At 68.6% G+C, this 15,091-nt stretch carries 14 protein-coding genes; 9 read left to right on the top strand and 5 right to left on the bottom strand.

The window, feature by feature from the left end:
* Both RCH12_RS06300 and ppsA read left to right on the top strand, forming a co-directional pair.
* Positions 1–1,209, top strand: a complete 1,209-nt coding sequence (locus RCH12_RS06300) for a hypothetical protein (RefSeq protein ID WP_327016353.1) — start codon at positions 1–3, stop codon at positions 1,207–1,209.
* A gap of 97 nt (positions 1,210–1,306) precedes the next feature.
* Positions 1,307–3,733, top strand: a complete 2,427-nt coding sequence (gene ppsA / locus RCH12_RS06295; protein ID WP_088455921.1) for a phosphoenolpyruvate synthase — start codon at positions 1,307–1,309, stop codon at positions 3,731–3,733.
* 18 nt (positions 3,734–3,751) lie between these two features.
* On the opposite strand, the gene RCH12_RS06290 is transcribed toward ppsA, so the two are convergent.
* Both RCH12_RS06290 and RCH12_RS06285 read right to left on the bottom strand, forming a co-directional pair.
* Positions 3,752–4,084, bottom strand: a complete 333-nt coding sequence (locus RCH12_RS06290) for a hypothetical protein (protein WP_088455922.1) — start codon at positions 4,082–4,084, stop codon at positions 3,752–3,754.
* Positions 4,085–4,159: 75 nt separating this feature from the next.
* Positions 4,160–4,441, bottom strand: coding sequence for a hypothetical protein (locus RCH12_RS06285; RefSeq protein ID WP_327016352.1), 282 nt, complete (start codon positions 4,439–4,441; stop codon positions 4,160–4,162).
* 218 nt (positions 4,442–4,659) lie between these two features.
* Between RCH12_RS06285 and RCH12_RS06280 the strand changes: the two genes are divergently transcribed.
* From RCH12_RS06280 to RCH12_RS06265, 4 genes are all read left to right on the top strand, one after another.
* The gene (locus RCH12_RS06280) at positions 4,660–5,256 is read left to right on the top strand and encodes a DUF4956 domain-containing protein (protein ID WP_088457951.1); all 597 of its coding nucleotides are present in this window, start codon (positions 4,660–4,662) and stop codon (positions 5,254–5,256) included.
* Positions 5,253–6,062, top strand: a complete 810-nt coding sequence (locus RCH12_RS06275) for a polyphosphate polymerase domain-containing protein (RefSeq protein WP_327016351.1) — start codon at positions 5,253–5,255, stop codon at positions 6,060–6,062. Before RCH12_RS06280 ends, RCH12_RS06275 begins: the two co-directional genes overlap by 4 nt.
* Before the next feature lie 51 nt (positions 6,063–6,113).
* The gene (locus RCH12_RS06270; RefSeq protein WP_327016350.1) at positions 6,114–7,934 is read left to right on the top strand and encodes a carbohydrate-binding domain-containing protein; all 1,821 of its coding nucleotides are present in this window, start codon (positions 6,114–6,116) and stop codon (positions 7,932–7,934) included.
* 135 nt (positions 7,935–8,069) lie between these two features.
* Positions 8,070–8,474 carry a hypothetical protein gene (locus RCH12_RS06265; RefSeq protein ID WP_327016349.1) on the top strand — a complete coding sequence of 135 codons (405 nt, stop codon included), beginning with the start codon at positions 8,070–8,072 and terminating at the stop codon, positions 8,472–8,474.
* Positions 8,475–8,501: 27 nt separating this feature from the next.
* Here RCH12_RS06265 and RCH12_RS06260 read toward each other — a convergent pair whose 3' ends face one another.
* The gene (locus tag RCH12_RS06260; protein ID WP_088455926.1) at positions 8,502–9,704 is read right to left on the bottom strand and encodes an MFS transporter; all 1,203 of its coding nucleotides are present in this window, start codon (positions 9,702–9,704) and stop codon (positions 8,502–8,504) included.
* 15 nt (positions 9,705–9,719) lie between these two features.
* On the bottom strand, positions 9,720–10,385 hold the full coding sequence (locus tag RCH12_RS06255) for a GntR family transcriptional regulator (protein ID WP_103431597.1): 666 nt from the start codon (positions 10,383–10,385) through the stop codon (positions 9,720–9,722).
* Positions 10,386–10,552: 167 nt separating this feature from the next.
* On the opposite strand from RCH12_RS06255, the gene RCH12_RS06250 reads away from it, so the two are divergent.
* Positions 10,553–11,392 carry an SDR family NAD(P)-dependent oxidoreductase gene (locus tag RCH12_RS06250; protein WP_103431598.1) on the top strand — a complete coding sequence of 280 codons (840 nt, stop codon included), beginning with the start codon at positions 10,553–10,555 and terminating at the stop codon, positions 11,390–11,392.
* Between the two features lie 22 nt (positions 11,393–11,414).
* Here the strand turns inward: RCH12_RS06250 and RCH12_RS06245 are convergent, their stop codons facing one another.
* Positions 11,415–12,251, bottom strand: a complete 837-nt coding sequence (locus RCH12_RS06245) for a hypothetical protein (RefSeq protein ID WP_327016348.1) — start codon at positions 12,249–12,251, stop codon at positions 11,415–11,417.
* Between the two features lie 150 nt (positions 12,252–12,401).
* Here RCH12_RS06245 and RCH12_RS06240 point away from each other — a divergent pair, with 150 nt between their 5' ends.
* Together RCH12_RS06240 and RCH12_RS06235 are read left to right on the top strand one after the other, a co-directional pair.
* Entirely contained in the window at positions 12,402–13,139 is a 738-nt protein-coding gene (locus RCH12_RS06240) for a DUF72 domain-containing protein (protein WP_327016347.1), read from the top strand.
* 224 nt (positions 13,140–13,363) lie between these two features.
* Positions 13,364–14,752, top strand: a complete 1,389-nt coding sequence (locus RCH12_RS06235) for an FAD-binding oxidoreductase (protein ID WP_327016346.1) — start codon at positions 13,364–13,366, stop codon at positions 14,750–14,752.
* The last annotated feature ends 339 nt before the right edge of the window (positions 14,753–15,091 follow it).

Below are 15,091 nucleotides of genomic sequence, written 5' to 3'. Positions count from 1 at the left end.
GTGACGCAGGACCCGACGCTCGCGGCACCCGCCGTCGAGTCGTCCTCATTTCCCGCGCCCCGTCCCAGAACGCGCCGCACCATCCTGACGACGCTGGCCGTGGTGCTCGCCGTGGCTGTGGGCGGTGCCGGATTCTGGGGTTGGGGCGCAGTCGCTCGGGACCGCTACGAGACGGCAACCTCTGCGCTCACCGCCCAAGTCGGCGAGGAGACCGAAGCCAGGAACGCCTCCGACGCCAGGTCGCGCAACCTGACCTGGCTCGCCGAGCGAATCCGCGCTGTGGCCGCCACTCCGGCATTCGCTGCAGACGTACTCCCCGAAGCCGCCGTGCTACGCGACCTCCAGGCCGAGCTCGAACCCGTCATCGAGGCCTCCGACACCGCCGAAGCACTCAGACCCCCGGCGAACGACGACCTCGTCAGCGACGCAGACCACAGCCTGCCCTGGCAGGTCATGGCAGAGGCCGAGCGCATCGAGGGCCTGACCGGGCACTCAGAGAGTGCCGAGGACCGGCTTCGCGCGTCGGCTCAGGCGGCCACGACCGGCCGGGACGACCTCGTTGCGGCGGAGGCGGCATATTTCTCCGCGGCCGCGACCCGGGCCGAGCAGACGATCGTTGACAACGCACTCTCCAATCGTTCGGTGCAGATTCCGCTCATCCGGCTGATCGAGTACGCGCGGGATCCCGCCATGTCGAGCGCCAGGGACGCCGTGTTCCTGACCTCGATGACGGATGCCGAGGCGCAGGTGCGTTCCTCGGAGGCCCTCCACCAGGCCGAGGCCAACGATCCGGCCTGGGCGGTGCGGCGGGAGATCGAAGCGTACGCCCGCTCGCTCAGCAACGGCATCGCCCTGGAGTTCATCTGGGCACCCGAGGTGTCCGGTCTCGGCGCGGACTGGCTCTCCGGCACCGCAGAGACCTACGATTCCGACGGCGGCTGGTCGATCATCAGCCTCAACTACACGATCGAGAATGTCTGGTACGAGGGCTCGGACGCCCACGCGGTCGTCGCCCACGAGGTGGGGCACACCCAGGTCTACCGGGAGAACTGCTGGCCGCTCTTCTCGGGCTCCGCCTTCAGCCAGGATCAGGAGGCCTGGGCCACGGCCTGGTCGATCAGCCAGGGCTTCGACGAACCTGGGTCGGGCATCGAGGCCTACGGCCGCCCCACCGACGAGCAGATCGCCGTCGCCGGTACGTGCCGCTGAGCCCGGCCCCGCAGGCCGCGGCACTCTAGCCGCATCCGCCGCAGAGCAGTAAGTTGCGGCTGGGGAGTGCGGCGCTGCACCAATGCCAGGAGGAATCATGCGTGGTCGCGAAGTGGTCTGGTTCAATTCCATCGGCCTGACGGACATCCCGCAGGTCGGCGGCAAGAACGCCTCCCTGGGAGAGATGGTGCGCTCGCTCTCGGCGCGCGGCGTGCGAGTACCCAACGGCTTCGCCACCACCGCGGATGCCTACCGCGCGTTCATCGAGGCCAACGGCCTGGAACCGGTGATCCGTGAGCAGCTGGACCGCTACCACTCCGGCGCTGCGTCACTCCGCGAAACCGGCCAGAACCTGCGCGAGGCCTTCCTGGCCGGCGAGTTCCCAGCGGCCATCGCTGAGGACATCCGGGTGTACTACCGCACCCTGTCCAAGGACGCCGAGGTGCCCAACCTGCCCGTCGCCGTGCGCAGCAGCGCCACCGCCGAGGACCTGCCCGACGCCAGCTTCGCGGGCCAGCAGGAGACCTTCCTGAACGTGAGCGGCGAACGCGACCTGCTCGACGCCTGCCGCCGCTGCTACGCGTCGCTGTTCACCGACCGGGCCATCAGCTACCGCGAGGTGAAGAAGTTCGACCATCTCGACGTGGCCCTGTCGATCGGGGTGCAGCGGATGGTGCGCAGCGACCTCGCCGGCTCCGGCGTGATGTTCTCCATCGACACCGACACCGGTTTTCCCGGCGCCGCCGTGATCAGCGCGGCGTGGGGCCTGGGCGAAACGGTGGTGCAGGGCGCCGTCGACCCCGACAAGTACCTGGTCTTCAAGGCACTGCTGGACGAAGAAGACTACGAGCCCATCATCGAGAAGACCCTGGGCCGGAAGGACCGCAAGATGACCTACGCGGAGGGCGGCAGCGCACGCACCCGGGTCATCGACACCCCGGAGCGGGAACGCCGGGCGTTTGTGCTCAGCAACACCGAGATCGTGCAGCTCGGGAGGTGGGCGACCATCGTCGAAGACCACTACGGCCGGGCGATGGACATGGAATGGGCCAAGGACGGCCTCACGGGTGAGCTGTTCCTGGTGCAGGCTCGGCCGGAGACCGTGCACTCGCAGAAGAGCCTGACCCGGTTCTCGGTCAGCCGCCTCACCGAGACCGGACCGCTCCTGGTCTCCGGCGTGGCCATCGGCGACAGCATCGCGTCGGGTACGGCCTGCGTCATCCGGGACCCCGCCGACATCGAGAACTTCCGCGACGGCGCCATCCTTGTCACCGAGATGACCGACCCGGACTGGGTGCCGATCATGACCAGGGCGGCCGGCATCGTCACCGATCACGGCGGCCCCACCAGCCACGCCGCCATCGTCAGCCGCGAACTCGGCGTGCCCGCGGTGGTCGGCACCCGCAATGCCACCGAGGTACTCACCGAGGATTCGCCCATCACCATCTCCTGCGCCGAGGGCGACGAAGGATTTGTCTACGCCGGCATCCTGGCCTCTGAGACCGAACAGATCGACCTGGGCGCCGTGCCGATCACCCGCACCCAGGTGATGGTGAACATCGCCAGCCCGGCGGCGGCCTTCGAATGGTGGAGACTGCCCACCGCCGGTGTGGGGCTGGCGCGGATGGAATTCATCATCAACAACCTCATCAAGATCCACCCGATGGCGCTGGTGCATCCGGAGCGGGTCACCGACCCGGCCGTGCTCCGCCAGATCACCGAGCTCACCCGCGGTTACGCCGACCTCGGCGAGTACTTCGTGAACACCCTGGCTCTGGGTATCGCGAAGCTGGGAGCGCCGTACTACCCGCACCCGGTGATCGTGCGGCTGAGCGACTTCAAGTCGAACGAGTACGCGCACCTCATCGGCGGCGACGTCTTCGAGCAGGCGGAGGAGAACCCCATGCTGGGCTTCCGCGGCGCATCAAGGTACTACGACGCCAAGTACGCCGAGGGTTTCGCGCTGGAGTGCCGGGCGCTCAAGCGCGTGCGCGAGCGGATCGGCTTCAGCAATGTGATCGTGATGGTGCCGTTCTGCCGCACCACCACCGAAGCCGACAGGGTGCTCGCGGTGATGGCGGAGAACGGCCTGGTGCGCGGCGAGAACGGGCTGCAGGTGTACATGATGTGCGAGATCCCGGCGAACGTTATTCTGGCCGAGCAGTTCGCCACCAGGTTCGACGGCTTCTCGATCGGCTCCAACGACCTCACCCAGCTGGTGCTCGGTGTCGACCGGGACTCCGGCGACCTGGCGGCGCTCTTCGATGAACGCAATGAGGCGGTGCTGCGGATGATCAGCGAGGCCATAGACAAGGCTCACGCGGCCGGCATCAAGATCGGTATCTGCGGGCAGGGACCGAGCAACTACCCCGATTTCGCCGAGTTCCTGGTGGGCGAGGGTATCGACTCGATCTCGCTCAACCCGGATTCATTCCTCAAGACCGTGCACCGCATCAAGGAGGCCGAGACGGCGGGGGCGGCCGGCGAATGGCCCCAACCCGCCAGGGTGACGAAGCCAGGCTGACGAGGCCAGGCGGCGAACCTAGTCCAGGTCCTCGTTGCCACGCAGATCCGCACCGTCGAGCACGGCACGTTCGTAGTCGGCCTCTGCGGCGTCGGCGACCTGCCGGGCCGCGATCACACGCTCGCTGATCCGGTGTTCGACGGCCTCGGCCATCGCCACCTCGTCCGGGGAGGCGTTGGCCAGTAGGTCCTCGAGAACGTCGGGATCGCGATGCATGGCCTCGATCGCGGACACCTCGGCACGAGCCACCGCCGCCCGGCTGCGCAGGAAGGTGATCCGCGCCTCCCACCGGCTGTCGGTCAGGCTCGGCTTGGGTCCTGGGTCCGGGTTTTCGCTGTTGTTGTCGCTCACGGCGCCTCCCTTGTCGGTGGGAGCCTAGCGCCGCAATCCGGCCTGCGGAATGGACCGTCAAACCGGACCGGACCCTCAGTCATAGGCACGCAGCAGCTGCCAGCGGCCGCCGCCGTCGTCGTGCTGGATGTCGAAGACGAGCGAGGTGCCGTCCTCGGCGGTGCCCTGGCAGCGCCAGGCGGCCACCGGTTTGGGCGGATGGGTGAGGAAGTACAGCAGCTCGTTGGGCAGCGACACCGACGCCGTCAACGGCGTGGGGGTGTCGGTCACCCTGAACCGGCGGGCACGCCAGACCAGGCGAACCGGAGAACCCTCCGGCGATACCCAGACCGCGACGGTTTCGTTAATCAGACTCATGGCACATCACCTCAACAGTTAGAACATATGTTCGAAGTTTACTCCTCGGGGTCTGACAATGCGAGATCGGGTTGCCTCCGGTGCGAATGACGCTTCGGGTGATCACCGACCCGGCAGGCCGACTCAACTGCGGCTCATAACCGCCGCATAGCCGACTCATAGGGGTGTCCGGCTAGATGGACAACGTTGCGTTACCGATTGTTCATTTGGAGGACACCATGCTGCAGGCCACGATCATCCTGATCGATCTGCTCTTCATCAGCCTGCTCACGTTCGGGCTGTATTTTCCGCGTCACCGGCGCCGGGACCTCGTTGTCGCGTACCTCGTGGTCAATGTCGGCGTGCTGGCCGTGGCCCAGGTGCTCGCGTCCAGCACCGTCGGCGTCGGCCTCGGCCTTGGCCTGTTCGGCGTGCTGTCGATCATCCGCCTGCGCTCGAGCGAGATCGAGCAGCACGAGGTGGCCTACTACTTCGCGGCGCTGGCCCTGGGCCTGCTCGCCGGCCTCAGCGCCGAACCGACGGTGCTCACCGTGGTGCTGATGACCCTGATCCTCGCCGTGGTCTACGTCGGCGACAACCCGCGCCTGTTCCGCAGCTACCGGCAGCAGAGCGTGGTGCTGGATGCCGCGTTCGCCGAGGAGTCCGCTCTCATCGCTCACCTCGAGGGGCTGCTCGGCGCCCGGGTGCACGGGGTGCACGTACGCAGTCTCGACCTCGTGAACGACACCACCCTCGTCGACGTGCGGTACCAGGTGGGTGCGGGGCGTGCCCCGACTGCCACGCCGGCGCCGGTTCTGCAGGAGACGAGCCGATGAGTGCCGTGCCGATGAGTGCCGTGCCGACCGGCGTGGTGCTGGACGTGCCGCTCGCGGGCCTGGGCACCATCGGCCTGGCCGAGCTCACCGACCGGGCCGGTCTGCTCACCCGCATCGACCGCAAGTACGTGGTGCCCCGCTCGGAGCTGGACGCGGTCCTGGGCGACCTGGACCCCGGTGTGCGGGTGCTCGACATCGACGGGGTGCGCTCCAGCGCCTACGAGTCGGTGTACTTCGACACCCCTGATCTCACCAGCTTCCTGATGGCGGCGCATCCGCGCCGGCGCCGCTTCAAGATCCGCACCCGCACCTACGTCGACTCGGCCCAGAGCTACCTCGAGGTGAAGACCCGCGGCGGCCGGGGCGTGACGGTCAAGGACCGCCTGCCGTATCCGATCGGCGACAGGGCAACGCTCACCACCGAGGGGCGCCGGTACACCGACACCGTGCTCGACGAGGCCGACATCACCGGCGCCGAGGGGCAGGACCTCGTGCCGACCCTCACGACCAGGTATCGGCGGACGACCCTGTTCCTCCCGGAATCCAGCAGTCGCGCCACCATCGACACCGGACTGTCGTGGTCGACGGTTCGCCGGGGGAGCACCCCGCAGCTCCGGCTTGACCGGCCGGGGCTGTCGATAGTAGAGACCAAGTCCGGCTCCCGGGCATCCGCCGTTGACCGGATTCTCTGGGCCCACGGCCATCGCCCGGCCACCATCTCGAAGTACGGCACCGGCTTGGCCGCCCTCCGCAGTGACCTGCCCGACAACAAATGGGCGCCGGTGCTTCGCCGGTACTTCCGCTAGCCGGCCCCGCACTCCTTGATCCTGTTCGACCCCACCGATTGTGAGTACCCCATGAAGAAATCTCCCCAGACCCCCTCTCCCCGGACCTCCCACCGGGTGCTGCCGTTCCTCGTCACCGCGGCACTGCTGACCGGCTGTACGGCCGTCACCGCGACCACGGACTCGACGGGAACCACGTCCGCCGGCACCGCCGCGGTCGCGATCGACGAATCCACCACGGCCGCCGAAGTGCTGGCCGCCAACCAGGCGACCCACGCCGACGACGACGACGACGAGTGGGACGCCGCCGACGTGGTGCAGATCACCCTGGCCGGCGACAGCGTGTCGGCAGAAGGCGGTGCCGTGACCGTCGCCGGCAGCACGGTCACCATCACCGCGGCCGGCACCTACGAACTGAGCGGCACCCTGGAGGACGGTCAGATCGTCGTCGCCTCCTCGGGCGAGGGCACCGTGCGCCTGATCCTCAACGGCGTCGAGGTCAGCAACTCCACCGGGGCAGCACTCGTGGTGACCGAGGCCGACGAAGCGATCATCGTTCTCCCCGACGGGTCTGCCAATACCCTGGCCGACACCGACTCCTACGCCGAGGACACCGACGCGAACGCGGCGCTCTACAGCGCGGCCGATCTCACGATCACGGGCAGTGGGTCGCTCGAGGTGACCGGCAACGGCAACGACGGCATCACGAGCACGGATGGCCTGATCATCAGCTCGGGCACCGTCACTGTGACGGCGGTGGACGACGGCATCCGGGGCAAGGACTATCTGGTGGTTGACGGTGGCACCGTCAGGGTGACCGCCGGCGGCGATGGCCTCAAGTCCGACAATGACGAGGACGACAGCCGCGGCTACCTCGCTCTCATCGGCGGCGCCGTCGAGGTGATCGCCGGCGGCGACGGCCTGCAGGCGTTCACCGATGTGGTGTTCGCCGGGGCCACCGTCACGGTCGAATCCGGCGGCGGCCACACCACCGCGGTGTCGGAGGACGCGTCGGCGAAGGGCGTCAAGTCTGGGGTGGTCACTGTCGTCGACGGCGGCACCCTCACCGTCGACGCGGCGGACGACGCGCTGCACTCGGACGGCACCGTGCGGATCGCCTCCGGAACGGTGAGACTCGCGGCCGGTGACGACGGTGTGCACGCAGACACGGCGCTGGACGTCATCGGCGGTGACACCACCATCACGACCTCGGATGAGGGCCTGGAGAGCACCGCCATCAGCATCGGCGGCGGCACGGTCTCGATCACCGCCAGCGACGACGGCATCAACGCGTCCAGCGGCACCGGGACCGGCACCGAGGCACAGGGCGTTGGCGGTATGGACGCCGACGGCGGGGAGACCATCACCATCAGCGGCGGCACCACCACGATCGACGCCGGCGGAGACGGGTTCGACTCCAACGGGTCGGCGACCATGAGCGACGGCATCCTCGTCGTGAACGGGCCGACCGACAACGGCAACGGGGCACTCGACGTGAACGGTAGCTTCACCGTCACCGGCGGCGCCCTGCTGGCCGCGGGCAGTGCCGGAATGGCGGTGTCGCCGGACGCCGGGTCAGCGCAGACCTTCGTGGCGATCGCCCTCGACTCGACGCCGGCTGCCGGCACCGTCGTGCAGCTCGTGGACAGCGCCGGTGACGTGGTGGTGGCCTACCAGTCGGCCAAGGACTTCCAGTCCGTGGTGTTCTCCTCCGACGAACTGGTCGCGGGCGAGACCTACAGCGTCCACGTGGGAGGCACGGCGTCCGGCGAAATCGCCCCGGGCGTTTATGCCGACGGTGATTACGCGTCGGCGACGAACACGACCACCGTCACGGCCGGCGAGGCCGCGACGGGCACCATGGGCGGCGGCGCTGCCGGCGGACCTCGCTGACCGAGACTCTCACCGCAGTGCGACGGCCGGCCCCGCGGGCCGGCCGTTTCGCGGTGCGGAGCCTCCCACAGCAGGTAGAGCAGCCACAGGGCGGCCGGGGATGACGCGGACCCGTGGCGGCGCTACCATCGCGGCATGATTCGCATCCTGCTGCGCGCGCTGGTCTTTCTGCTTTCGGCGGCCCTGGGCCTGTGGGTGGCGTCGCTGGTGCTGCCCGACCTCACCGTCACCCCGAGCGGATTCGTGACCGCGGTGGTCGTCTTCGCGGTGACCCAGAGCGTGCTCTCGCCATTCCTGGCCAAGGTCGTCGCGCGGGGAGCGCCGGCGTTCCTGGGCGGCATCGGCCTGCTGTCGACGTTCGTCGCGCTGTGGATCGCCTCGCTGTTCCCGGGCGGCCTCACCATCGAGGGCTGGCAGACCTGGATCCTGGCCGCGCTGGTGGTCTGGCTGACCACGGCCGTGGCGACTCTCCTGCTTCCGCTGGTGTTCCTGCGTGAGGCGAAGGACAAGCGAGGCACGACCGCGCGCCCGACGCCCTGACAGCATCCTGAAGCCGGCGCTCACCGCTTACGCGCGGCGCAGTCCCACCGCGGTCAGCGCCAGGCAGCCGGCGCACGCGGCGGCTAGCAGCGAGAGCATGGTCGGGTAGTTCGCGAACTCGGTCAGGCTGGCGAAGGCCACCGGGAGCAGGAAGCCCAGGTAGGTGAGGCTGTAGTAGACGCCGGTGATGCCGGCCAGGTCGGTGGCGGTGGAGATCCGCTGGATCTCGACGAGGCCGGCGACGACCGTGATGCCGTAGGCCGCGCCCAGCACGATGCCCGTGATCAGCGCCAGTAGCGGGGAGAGGGTGACTGCTGTTCCCACGGCACTGAGGATGCCCGTGAGCATGAGGCCCATGCCTACCAGGAGAGCCCGGCCGTTGGTGATCGAGTTGAGCCTGGAGACCTGAGGCTGCACCAGGGCTCCGGTGCCCAGGGTGACCACGGTCAGGAGGGTGGCGAAGGCCAGGTTGAGCTCGCCGAGCTGCGACTCCACGAGCTTGGGCATCATGGCGTAGGCGATGCCGGCGGCGCCGAACACCCACGGCGCCGTCGGCAGCACCACCCGCAGGAAGCGGCGGTGGCCGGCCAACGGCACCTGCAGGTCGAGCCACAGCGACCCGTGTGCCCGGCTGTGCGGCACGGTCTCCGGGGTGCGCAGCAGGCGGGGCAGGATCAGCAGGCTCAGCACGATGTGCACGACGTAGGGGAGCAGCGTCGGCATCGGGCCCCACTGTGCCAGGAGGCCGGACACCCCGGCGCCCAGGCCGAAGCCGACGGTCAGGGTGAGCGCGGGACGCCGGGCGCCGGCGGTCGGTCGGGCCACGAGGTCGAACGGGGCGCTCGAGAGTTCCTTGATCCACGCGGTGCCGACCGACATTGCCACGCCCACGCTCAGGCCGGCGAGGAACCGGCCCAGGCAGATGACGACCTCGCTGGAGAACCCGAGCCCCAGCAGGATGCTCGCGGTGATGCCTGCGAGGACCCCGGCGACCATGAGGGGCTTGCGTCCGTGGCGGTCGGAGAGAGCCCCGGCCAGCAGGAGACCGGGAACCAGGCCGACGACGTAGAAGCCGAGGAACAGATCGGCGGTCACCGTGGAGTAGTTGCCGAGGGTCTCGTACATGTGCAGCAACGGGGTGAAGTGGTTTCCGCCCCAGGCCATGACGAACAGGGCGGGTGCGGCGAGGTGCCACGGGGGAGTGGAGCGGGGAGTACGGCGGCTGGTCATGGTTCTTTCCGGTTGTTAGAGCATCCGGGGCAGGCGGTGCCCGGATTCCAGGTGGGCCCGGAGCGCGTGGTCGTAGGCGACGGTGTCGCCCACCCGCAGATGCTCGGCCAGGAGGCGGTGTTCGGCGATGAGCCTGTCGATGCTGTCGGGGTCACGGGCGGCCACCCTGTGCACCAGACGTTCGAGCCGGGGGCCGAGGCGGGCGTAGATCCCGTCGATGACACTGTTGTGGGTCTCGTCGACGATCCGCGCGTGGAAGCGGTGATCGGCGCGGGCGTAGGCCAGGAGGTCGCCGGCGGCGGCGGCATCCGTTTGCGTCTGGATCAGGGCAGTCAGCTCGGCGTCGACGGCGTCGATCTGGCTGGGGCGCTCGCCGAGGAGCTGCACGGCCTTGGTCTCGAGCAGGATGCGCACCTGCAGGAGCTCGGCGGTCTCGGTGTCGTCGACCGCGGTGACGATGGCGCCCTTCTTGGGGAAGAGCCGCAGCAGGCCGACCGACTCCAGTGCGAGAAAGGCCTCTCGGACCGGGGTGCGGCTGAGTCCGAGGGAGGCAGCGACATCACCCTCGGTGATCAGGGCGCTCGCTGCGAGCTCGCCGGAGATGATCGCCTCGGCCACGTGGGTGTACGCGCGGTCCACGGCCGAGGAGCCGACCGGGTGGGAGTGTGCCGATAACTGCATTCCCTCATCGTACCGAGAAACCGGGCTGATAAATGCATCAATAACCTCAACAGGGTTCGGCGGCGGTTCGGCTGCGGCTCGTTTGACGGCGTCCCGGCCGCCCGCAGTAGAGTTCAGGCACTGTGAGTCGACGATGCCTCGCCCCGAAATGAGCGGAAGAGCACCAGATGACCGACCGAACCATTGTGATCACCGGCGCCAGCGACGGCATCGGTGCGGCAGCCGCCCGAGCGTTGGCAGCGACAGGTGAGCGCATCGTGATTGTCGGGCGCTCGCCGCAGAAGACCGAGGCCATCGCCGCCGAGCTCGGTGCAGACCACTTCATCGCCGACTTCGGCCGGCTCGCCGAGGTGCGCACCCTGGCCGCCGAACTCCTGCAGCGCTATCCGCGTATCGACGTGCTCGCCAACAACGCCGGCGGCATCATGGGCAACCGCGAGATCACCGTCGACGGCCACGAGAAGACCTTCCAGGTGAACCACCTGGCGCCGTTCCTGCTGACCACTCTGCTGATGGATCGCCTGCTCTCCAGCCGGGCGTCGGTGATCAACACGTCGAGCACCGCCAACCGGTTCGGTCGAATCGACCTCGACGACCTCGAGAACGACCGCAAGTACTCGCCCAACAACGCCTACGGCGATGCGAAGCTCGCCAACATCCTCTTCACCCGCGAACTGCACCGGCGCTACAGTTCGCGCGGCCTGGTCACGGCGGCGTTCCACCCGGGTGTGGTCGCCACGAGCTTCTCCACCGACTCCACGAGCATCATGCGGCTGGTCTACCAGACCGCGCTCAAGCGCATGCTCATCACGCCGGAGAAGGGCGCGGACACCCTGGTCTGGCTGGCGAGCACGGCCGCCGGCGTCGACTGGCAGTCGGGCGAGTACTACGAGAAGCGCAAGGTGCACTCGACGAACCATCAGGCGACGGATGCCGGCCTCGCGACGGCGCTCTGGGAACGCAGCATCGACATGGTCGCCACCGACCTGCTTCCACAGGGCAGCTGAGCCCGACCGATCCCTGTCCGGCCTAGGCGATCTTGGTCAGGGCCGTGAACGACATGGTCGAGGATTGCCCGTTCTGGCAGGTCTGATAGAGCAGGTCGTAGCCCCGCGGAATGTCGGCGGTGCTGTCCCGGTCGGCGTTGAGCATGACCACGATGCCGTCCACCCGGTAGGTGCCGGCGTGCACCCCGGTGAGGGTGATCACGGTGCCGGCGTCGTCCGGAAAGTCCTTGCCGCCGCACGACCAATGCTCGGCGATGGTGGGAACGTCCTGGTAGTGCGCGGTCACGTCCACGGAGCCGATGCACTGGTCGAGCTCCGGCGTCCAGCCCGTGGCGTGCACATTGTTGGTGTACCTCTCGCGCAGGATCCGGTCTTGCTCGGCCTGCCACTCGGCCATGGCGGCGGTGACGGCCGCCACCGGCACGGCGAGGTCCTCGGCGACGCCGTCGACGCCGTTCGCGGCACCGAAGTCGAACGCGGAAAGGGCGCGGGCGTCATCGCGCACCCCGACGCCCATCTCGAAGAGGGTGGTCGAGGCGGCCGACGATGCAGCGGTGCTCTCCGCCGTCGTGAGCTCCTGGGCGGCCGCGCTCAGGCGCGTGGTCGCGATATCGATGGCGTCGGCCAGCTCGAGTCTGGGTTGTTCGGTGAAGACCTTGCCCTCGCTGGCGGCCAGGGTGGCGATGGCGTCCTCGAGCGCGGTCTCGCCATCGGTGACGGTTCGCACGGCCGCGGCCTGATCGCTCTGGAAGGCGGCAGCGGCGGCATCGTATTCGCTCTGGGCCGCCGCCAGGGAGACCGCCCGTACGACCAGGATGACAGCCAGCACCAGCACGAGGGTGATCGCGGCCACGATCACCCGGGCGCGGTGGCCCGTCGCCCAGCGCGCCGGTGGCAGGCGTGGGCGAGACGTGTGTCGAACATCCCCTGAAATCCGAGCCACCCCCGCTGCGTAGACGTGCCGGTCGTGTCGCCGGACCGTGACTTGAAATACTACAGACCCGGTGTTATGACCGGACCGATGATTCACATCGGTACCTCGGGCTGGAGTTACGACCACTGGGAGAACGTGCTCTATCCCGTCGGCCTGCCCGCAGCGAAGCGGTTGGCGCACTACGTGGCCGCCTTCGACACCGTCGAACTCAATGCGAGCTTCTACCGGTGGCCCCGCACGACGGTGTTCGCGGGCTGGAACCGCCGGTTGCCCCCGGGCTTTCAGATGTCGGTGAAGGCACCCCGGGGCCTGACCCACGCGAAGAAGCTGTATGCGCCGGAGGTCTGGGCAGAACGGATCGGCGCGGGCTGGCACGAGCTGGGCGACCGGCGCGGCGTTCTTCTGGTGCAACTGGGCCCGGGCCAGACCCGCGACGACGCGCGCCTGGACTACTTCCTCGGCTCCCTTCCGCGCTGGATCCGGGTGGCGGTGGAGTTTCGGCACGACAGCTGGCTCACCGACGAGGTCTTCGCCCTGCTGGAGCGGCACGGAGCCGCGTATTGCGTGATGAGCGGGGCGGGGCTGCCCTGCGTGCTGCGGGCGACCGCGCCCGTCGTCTATCTCCGGCTGCACGGCCCCGCGCATGACTCCCTCTACGCGGGGTCGTATTCCGATGCCGACCTGCGGTGGTGGGCAGACCGCATCCGCGAGTGGTCGGCCCAGGGCCGGGAGGTGTTCGCCTACTTCAACAACGACGGTGACGGCAACGCGGTGCGGAATGCCTGGGCGCTGCGCGCGGAACTCGGGGTGTGACGGAACCGGTTCCCCGGGTCACAATGCGCGCACAAGGCCCCTAGCGCCCGCGGCGAGGGTGAGATATGCAAAGCGGTGTCTACGCCCAGAATTACCGGACCGGCTTCGCCAAAGCGCCGGTCACGGTGAAATCACCTGCATAGAATTGTGGCCCCGGGCGCGGTCTGACGAGTGAGCGCGTCGATGAGGCACCGGTCGACGGTGCGATTCCAGCAGAGGTATTCATGACCGAGACCCACGTCGCGTCCACAGTTGTCACCGAGCTCTCCGCCGTGCTCACCGCCGCGCAGATCGTGACGGGTCCCAGCACCGAGAGCAACCGTCGGGACCAGTCCGAAGGAACCTTCAGCGGCGAGCCGCTGGCCGTTGTCTTTCCGGCCAGCACCGAAGAGGTCGCGGCAGTCGTCACCATCGCAGCCGCCCACCGCATCCCGATCGTGCCGCAGGGAGCTCGCACCGGGCTGGCCGGCGGGGCGAACGCCATCGACGGCGCCATCGTGCTGAGCACCACCCGGCTCAAGAAGATCTTGGCCGTCGATGCTGCAAACCAGACCGCCACGGTGCAGGCCGGCGTGCGCACCATCGCGCTGGCCCGTGCGGCCGAGGCTGTTGACCTGTTCTACCCGCCGGACCCCGGCTCGTGGCGCGCCTCGACCATCGGGGGCAATGTGGCCACCAACGCCGGCGGGATGCTCTGCGTCAAGTACGGCGTCACCGGCAACTTCGTGCGCCAACTCACCGTGGTGCTCGCCGACGGGTCGATCGTGCGCACCGGACAGCGCACCATCAAGGGCGTCGCCGGTTACAACCTCACCGCGTTGCTGGTGGGCTCGGAAGGAACCCTGGGCATCATCACCGAGATCACCGTGGGCCTGTTGCCCAAACCCGGCAGCCCCTCCGGCGTGGCGGCGACCTTCGCCAACACCGCGGACGCGCTGGCGGCCGCCAACACGATCGTTGCCGGCGACCGCCGGCCGAGCGTTGTCGAGTTCCTCGACGGTGCCTGCATCGCCGCCATCAACGCGTTCGATCCGGCCTCGACTCTGCCGACCGGGGCGGGCGCGCTGCTGCTCGTTCAGTCGGACCAGATCGGCCAGGCCCACGACGACGTCGAGGTCTACGCCGAGGTGCTGCGAACCGCCGGAGCCGGCGAGGTCACCATCGCGCACGATGCCGAGTCGCTCGAGCGGCTGATGAGCGCACGGCGTCTGCTGCACCCGGCCGTGCAGGCCGTGCGTGGCGGCTGCCTGAACGAGGACATCACGGTGCCACGCTCCCAACTCGGCGCCCTGCTGCAGGGGCTGGCCGAGATATCCCGGGAACTCGACGTGCCCATCAGCACCGGCGGCCACGTCGGCGACGGCAACCTGCACCCGGTGATCGGCTACGACCCCGATGCACCGGGTGAGATCGACAAGGCGCACGCGGCGTTCGCCAGGGTGATCGACCTGGCGATCTCGCTCGACGGGTCGGCGTCGGGGGAGCACGGAATCGGTGTGCTCAAGCGGGCACACCTCGATGACGAGCTCGGCCCGGTGCTGCGCGACCTGCAGTTGCGGGTGAAGGCCGCCTTCGACCCGCACTCGATCCTCAACCCCGGCAAGAAGCTCTAGGGCGTCGGCCCGCGCGCGAGGTCCGAGCGCTGGTCGGGCGCTGCAGTGTTCCATCCCCGCTTGTCGTGCCTGTCGATTTCGCGGTGACCATGCCGGATTCGAACCCGAGTGCCTACCTTGAGTGCGCGCCCATCCCGTCGGTCGAGCGTGTCGAGACCGTCGCTGCCCGTCCCTTTTGGCCCAGAACTGTGTTCGATATTTGCTCAAGCTCTTGTTGACAATTCCTCGCATATAGGTGCGATTCGTGAGAGAATGGGGGTATGGACGACGAGCTGGATAGTGGCTCCACCGCACCGACGGGAACTTCTCCCACCGGGTCGAACGTGCACGACTGGAACA

This window comes from Cryobacterium sp. MP_3.1 (assembly GCF_035984795.1).
Taxonomy (GTDB): domain Bacteria; phylum Actinomycetota; class Actinomycetes; order Actinomycetales; family Microbacteriaceae; genus Cryobacterium; species Cryobacterium zongtaii.
Note: the sequence above shows the minus strand (reverse complement) of the source record. Positions and strands in the feature narration are given on the sequence as shown.

What these genes read in the sequence shown, in the direction of transcription:
- RCH12_RS06265 (WP_327016349.1), top strand. Translation starts at nt 8,070, where the DNA reads ATGATTCGCATCCTGCTGCGCGCGCTGGTCTTTCTGCTTTCGGCGGCC.
- RCH12_RS06280 (WP_088457951.1), top strand. Translation starts at nt 4,660, where the DNA reads ATGCTGCAGGCCACGATCATCCTGATCGATCTGCTCTTCATCAGCCTG.
- ppsA (WP_088455921.1), top strand. Translation starts at nt 1,307, where the DNA reads ATGCGTGGTCGCGAAGTGGTCTGGTTCAATTCCATCGGCCTGACGGAC.
- RCH12_RS06275 (WP_327016351.1), top strand. Translation starts at nt 5,253, where the DNA reads ATGAGTGCCGTGCCGATGAGTGCCGTGCCGACCGGCGTGGTGCTGGAC.
- RCH12_RS06235 (WP_327016346.1), top strand. Translation starts at nt 13,364, where the DNA reads ATGACCGAGACCCACGTCGCGTCCACAGTTGTCACCGAGCTCTCCGCC.
- RCH12_RS06250 (WP_103431598.1), top strand. Translation starts at nt 10,553, where the DNA reads ATGACCGACCGAACCATTGTGATCACCGGCGCCAGCGACGGCATCGGT.
- RCH12_RS06260 (WP_088455926.1), bottom strand. Translation starts at nt 9,704, where the DNA reads ATGACCAGCCGCCGTACTCCCCGCTCCACTCCCCCGTGGCACCTCGCC.
- RCH12_RS06255 (WP_103431597.1), bottom strand. Translation starts at nt 10,385, where the DNA reads ATGCAGTTATCGGCACACTCCCACCCGGTCGGCTCCTCGGCCGTGGAC.
- RCH12_RS06240 (WP_327016347.1), top strand. Translation starts at nt 12,402, where the DNA reads ATGACCGGACCGATGATTCACATCGGTACCTCGGGCTGGAGTTACGAC.
- RCH12_RS06270 (WP_327016350.1), top strand. Translation starts at nt 6,114, where the DNA reads ATGAAGAAATCTCCCCAGACCCCCTCTCCCCGGACCTCCCACCGGGTG.
- RCH12_RS06285 (WP_327016352.1), bottom strand. Translation starts at nt 4,441, where the DNA reads ATGAGTCTGATTAACGAAACCGTCGCGGTCTGGGTATCGCCGGAGGGT.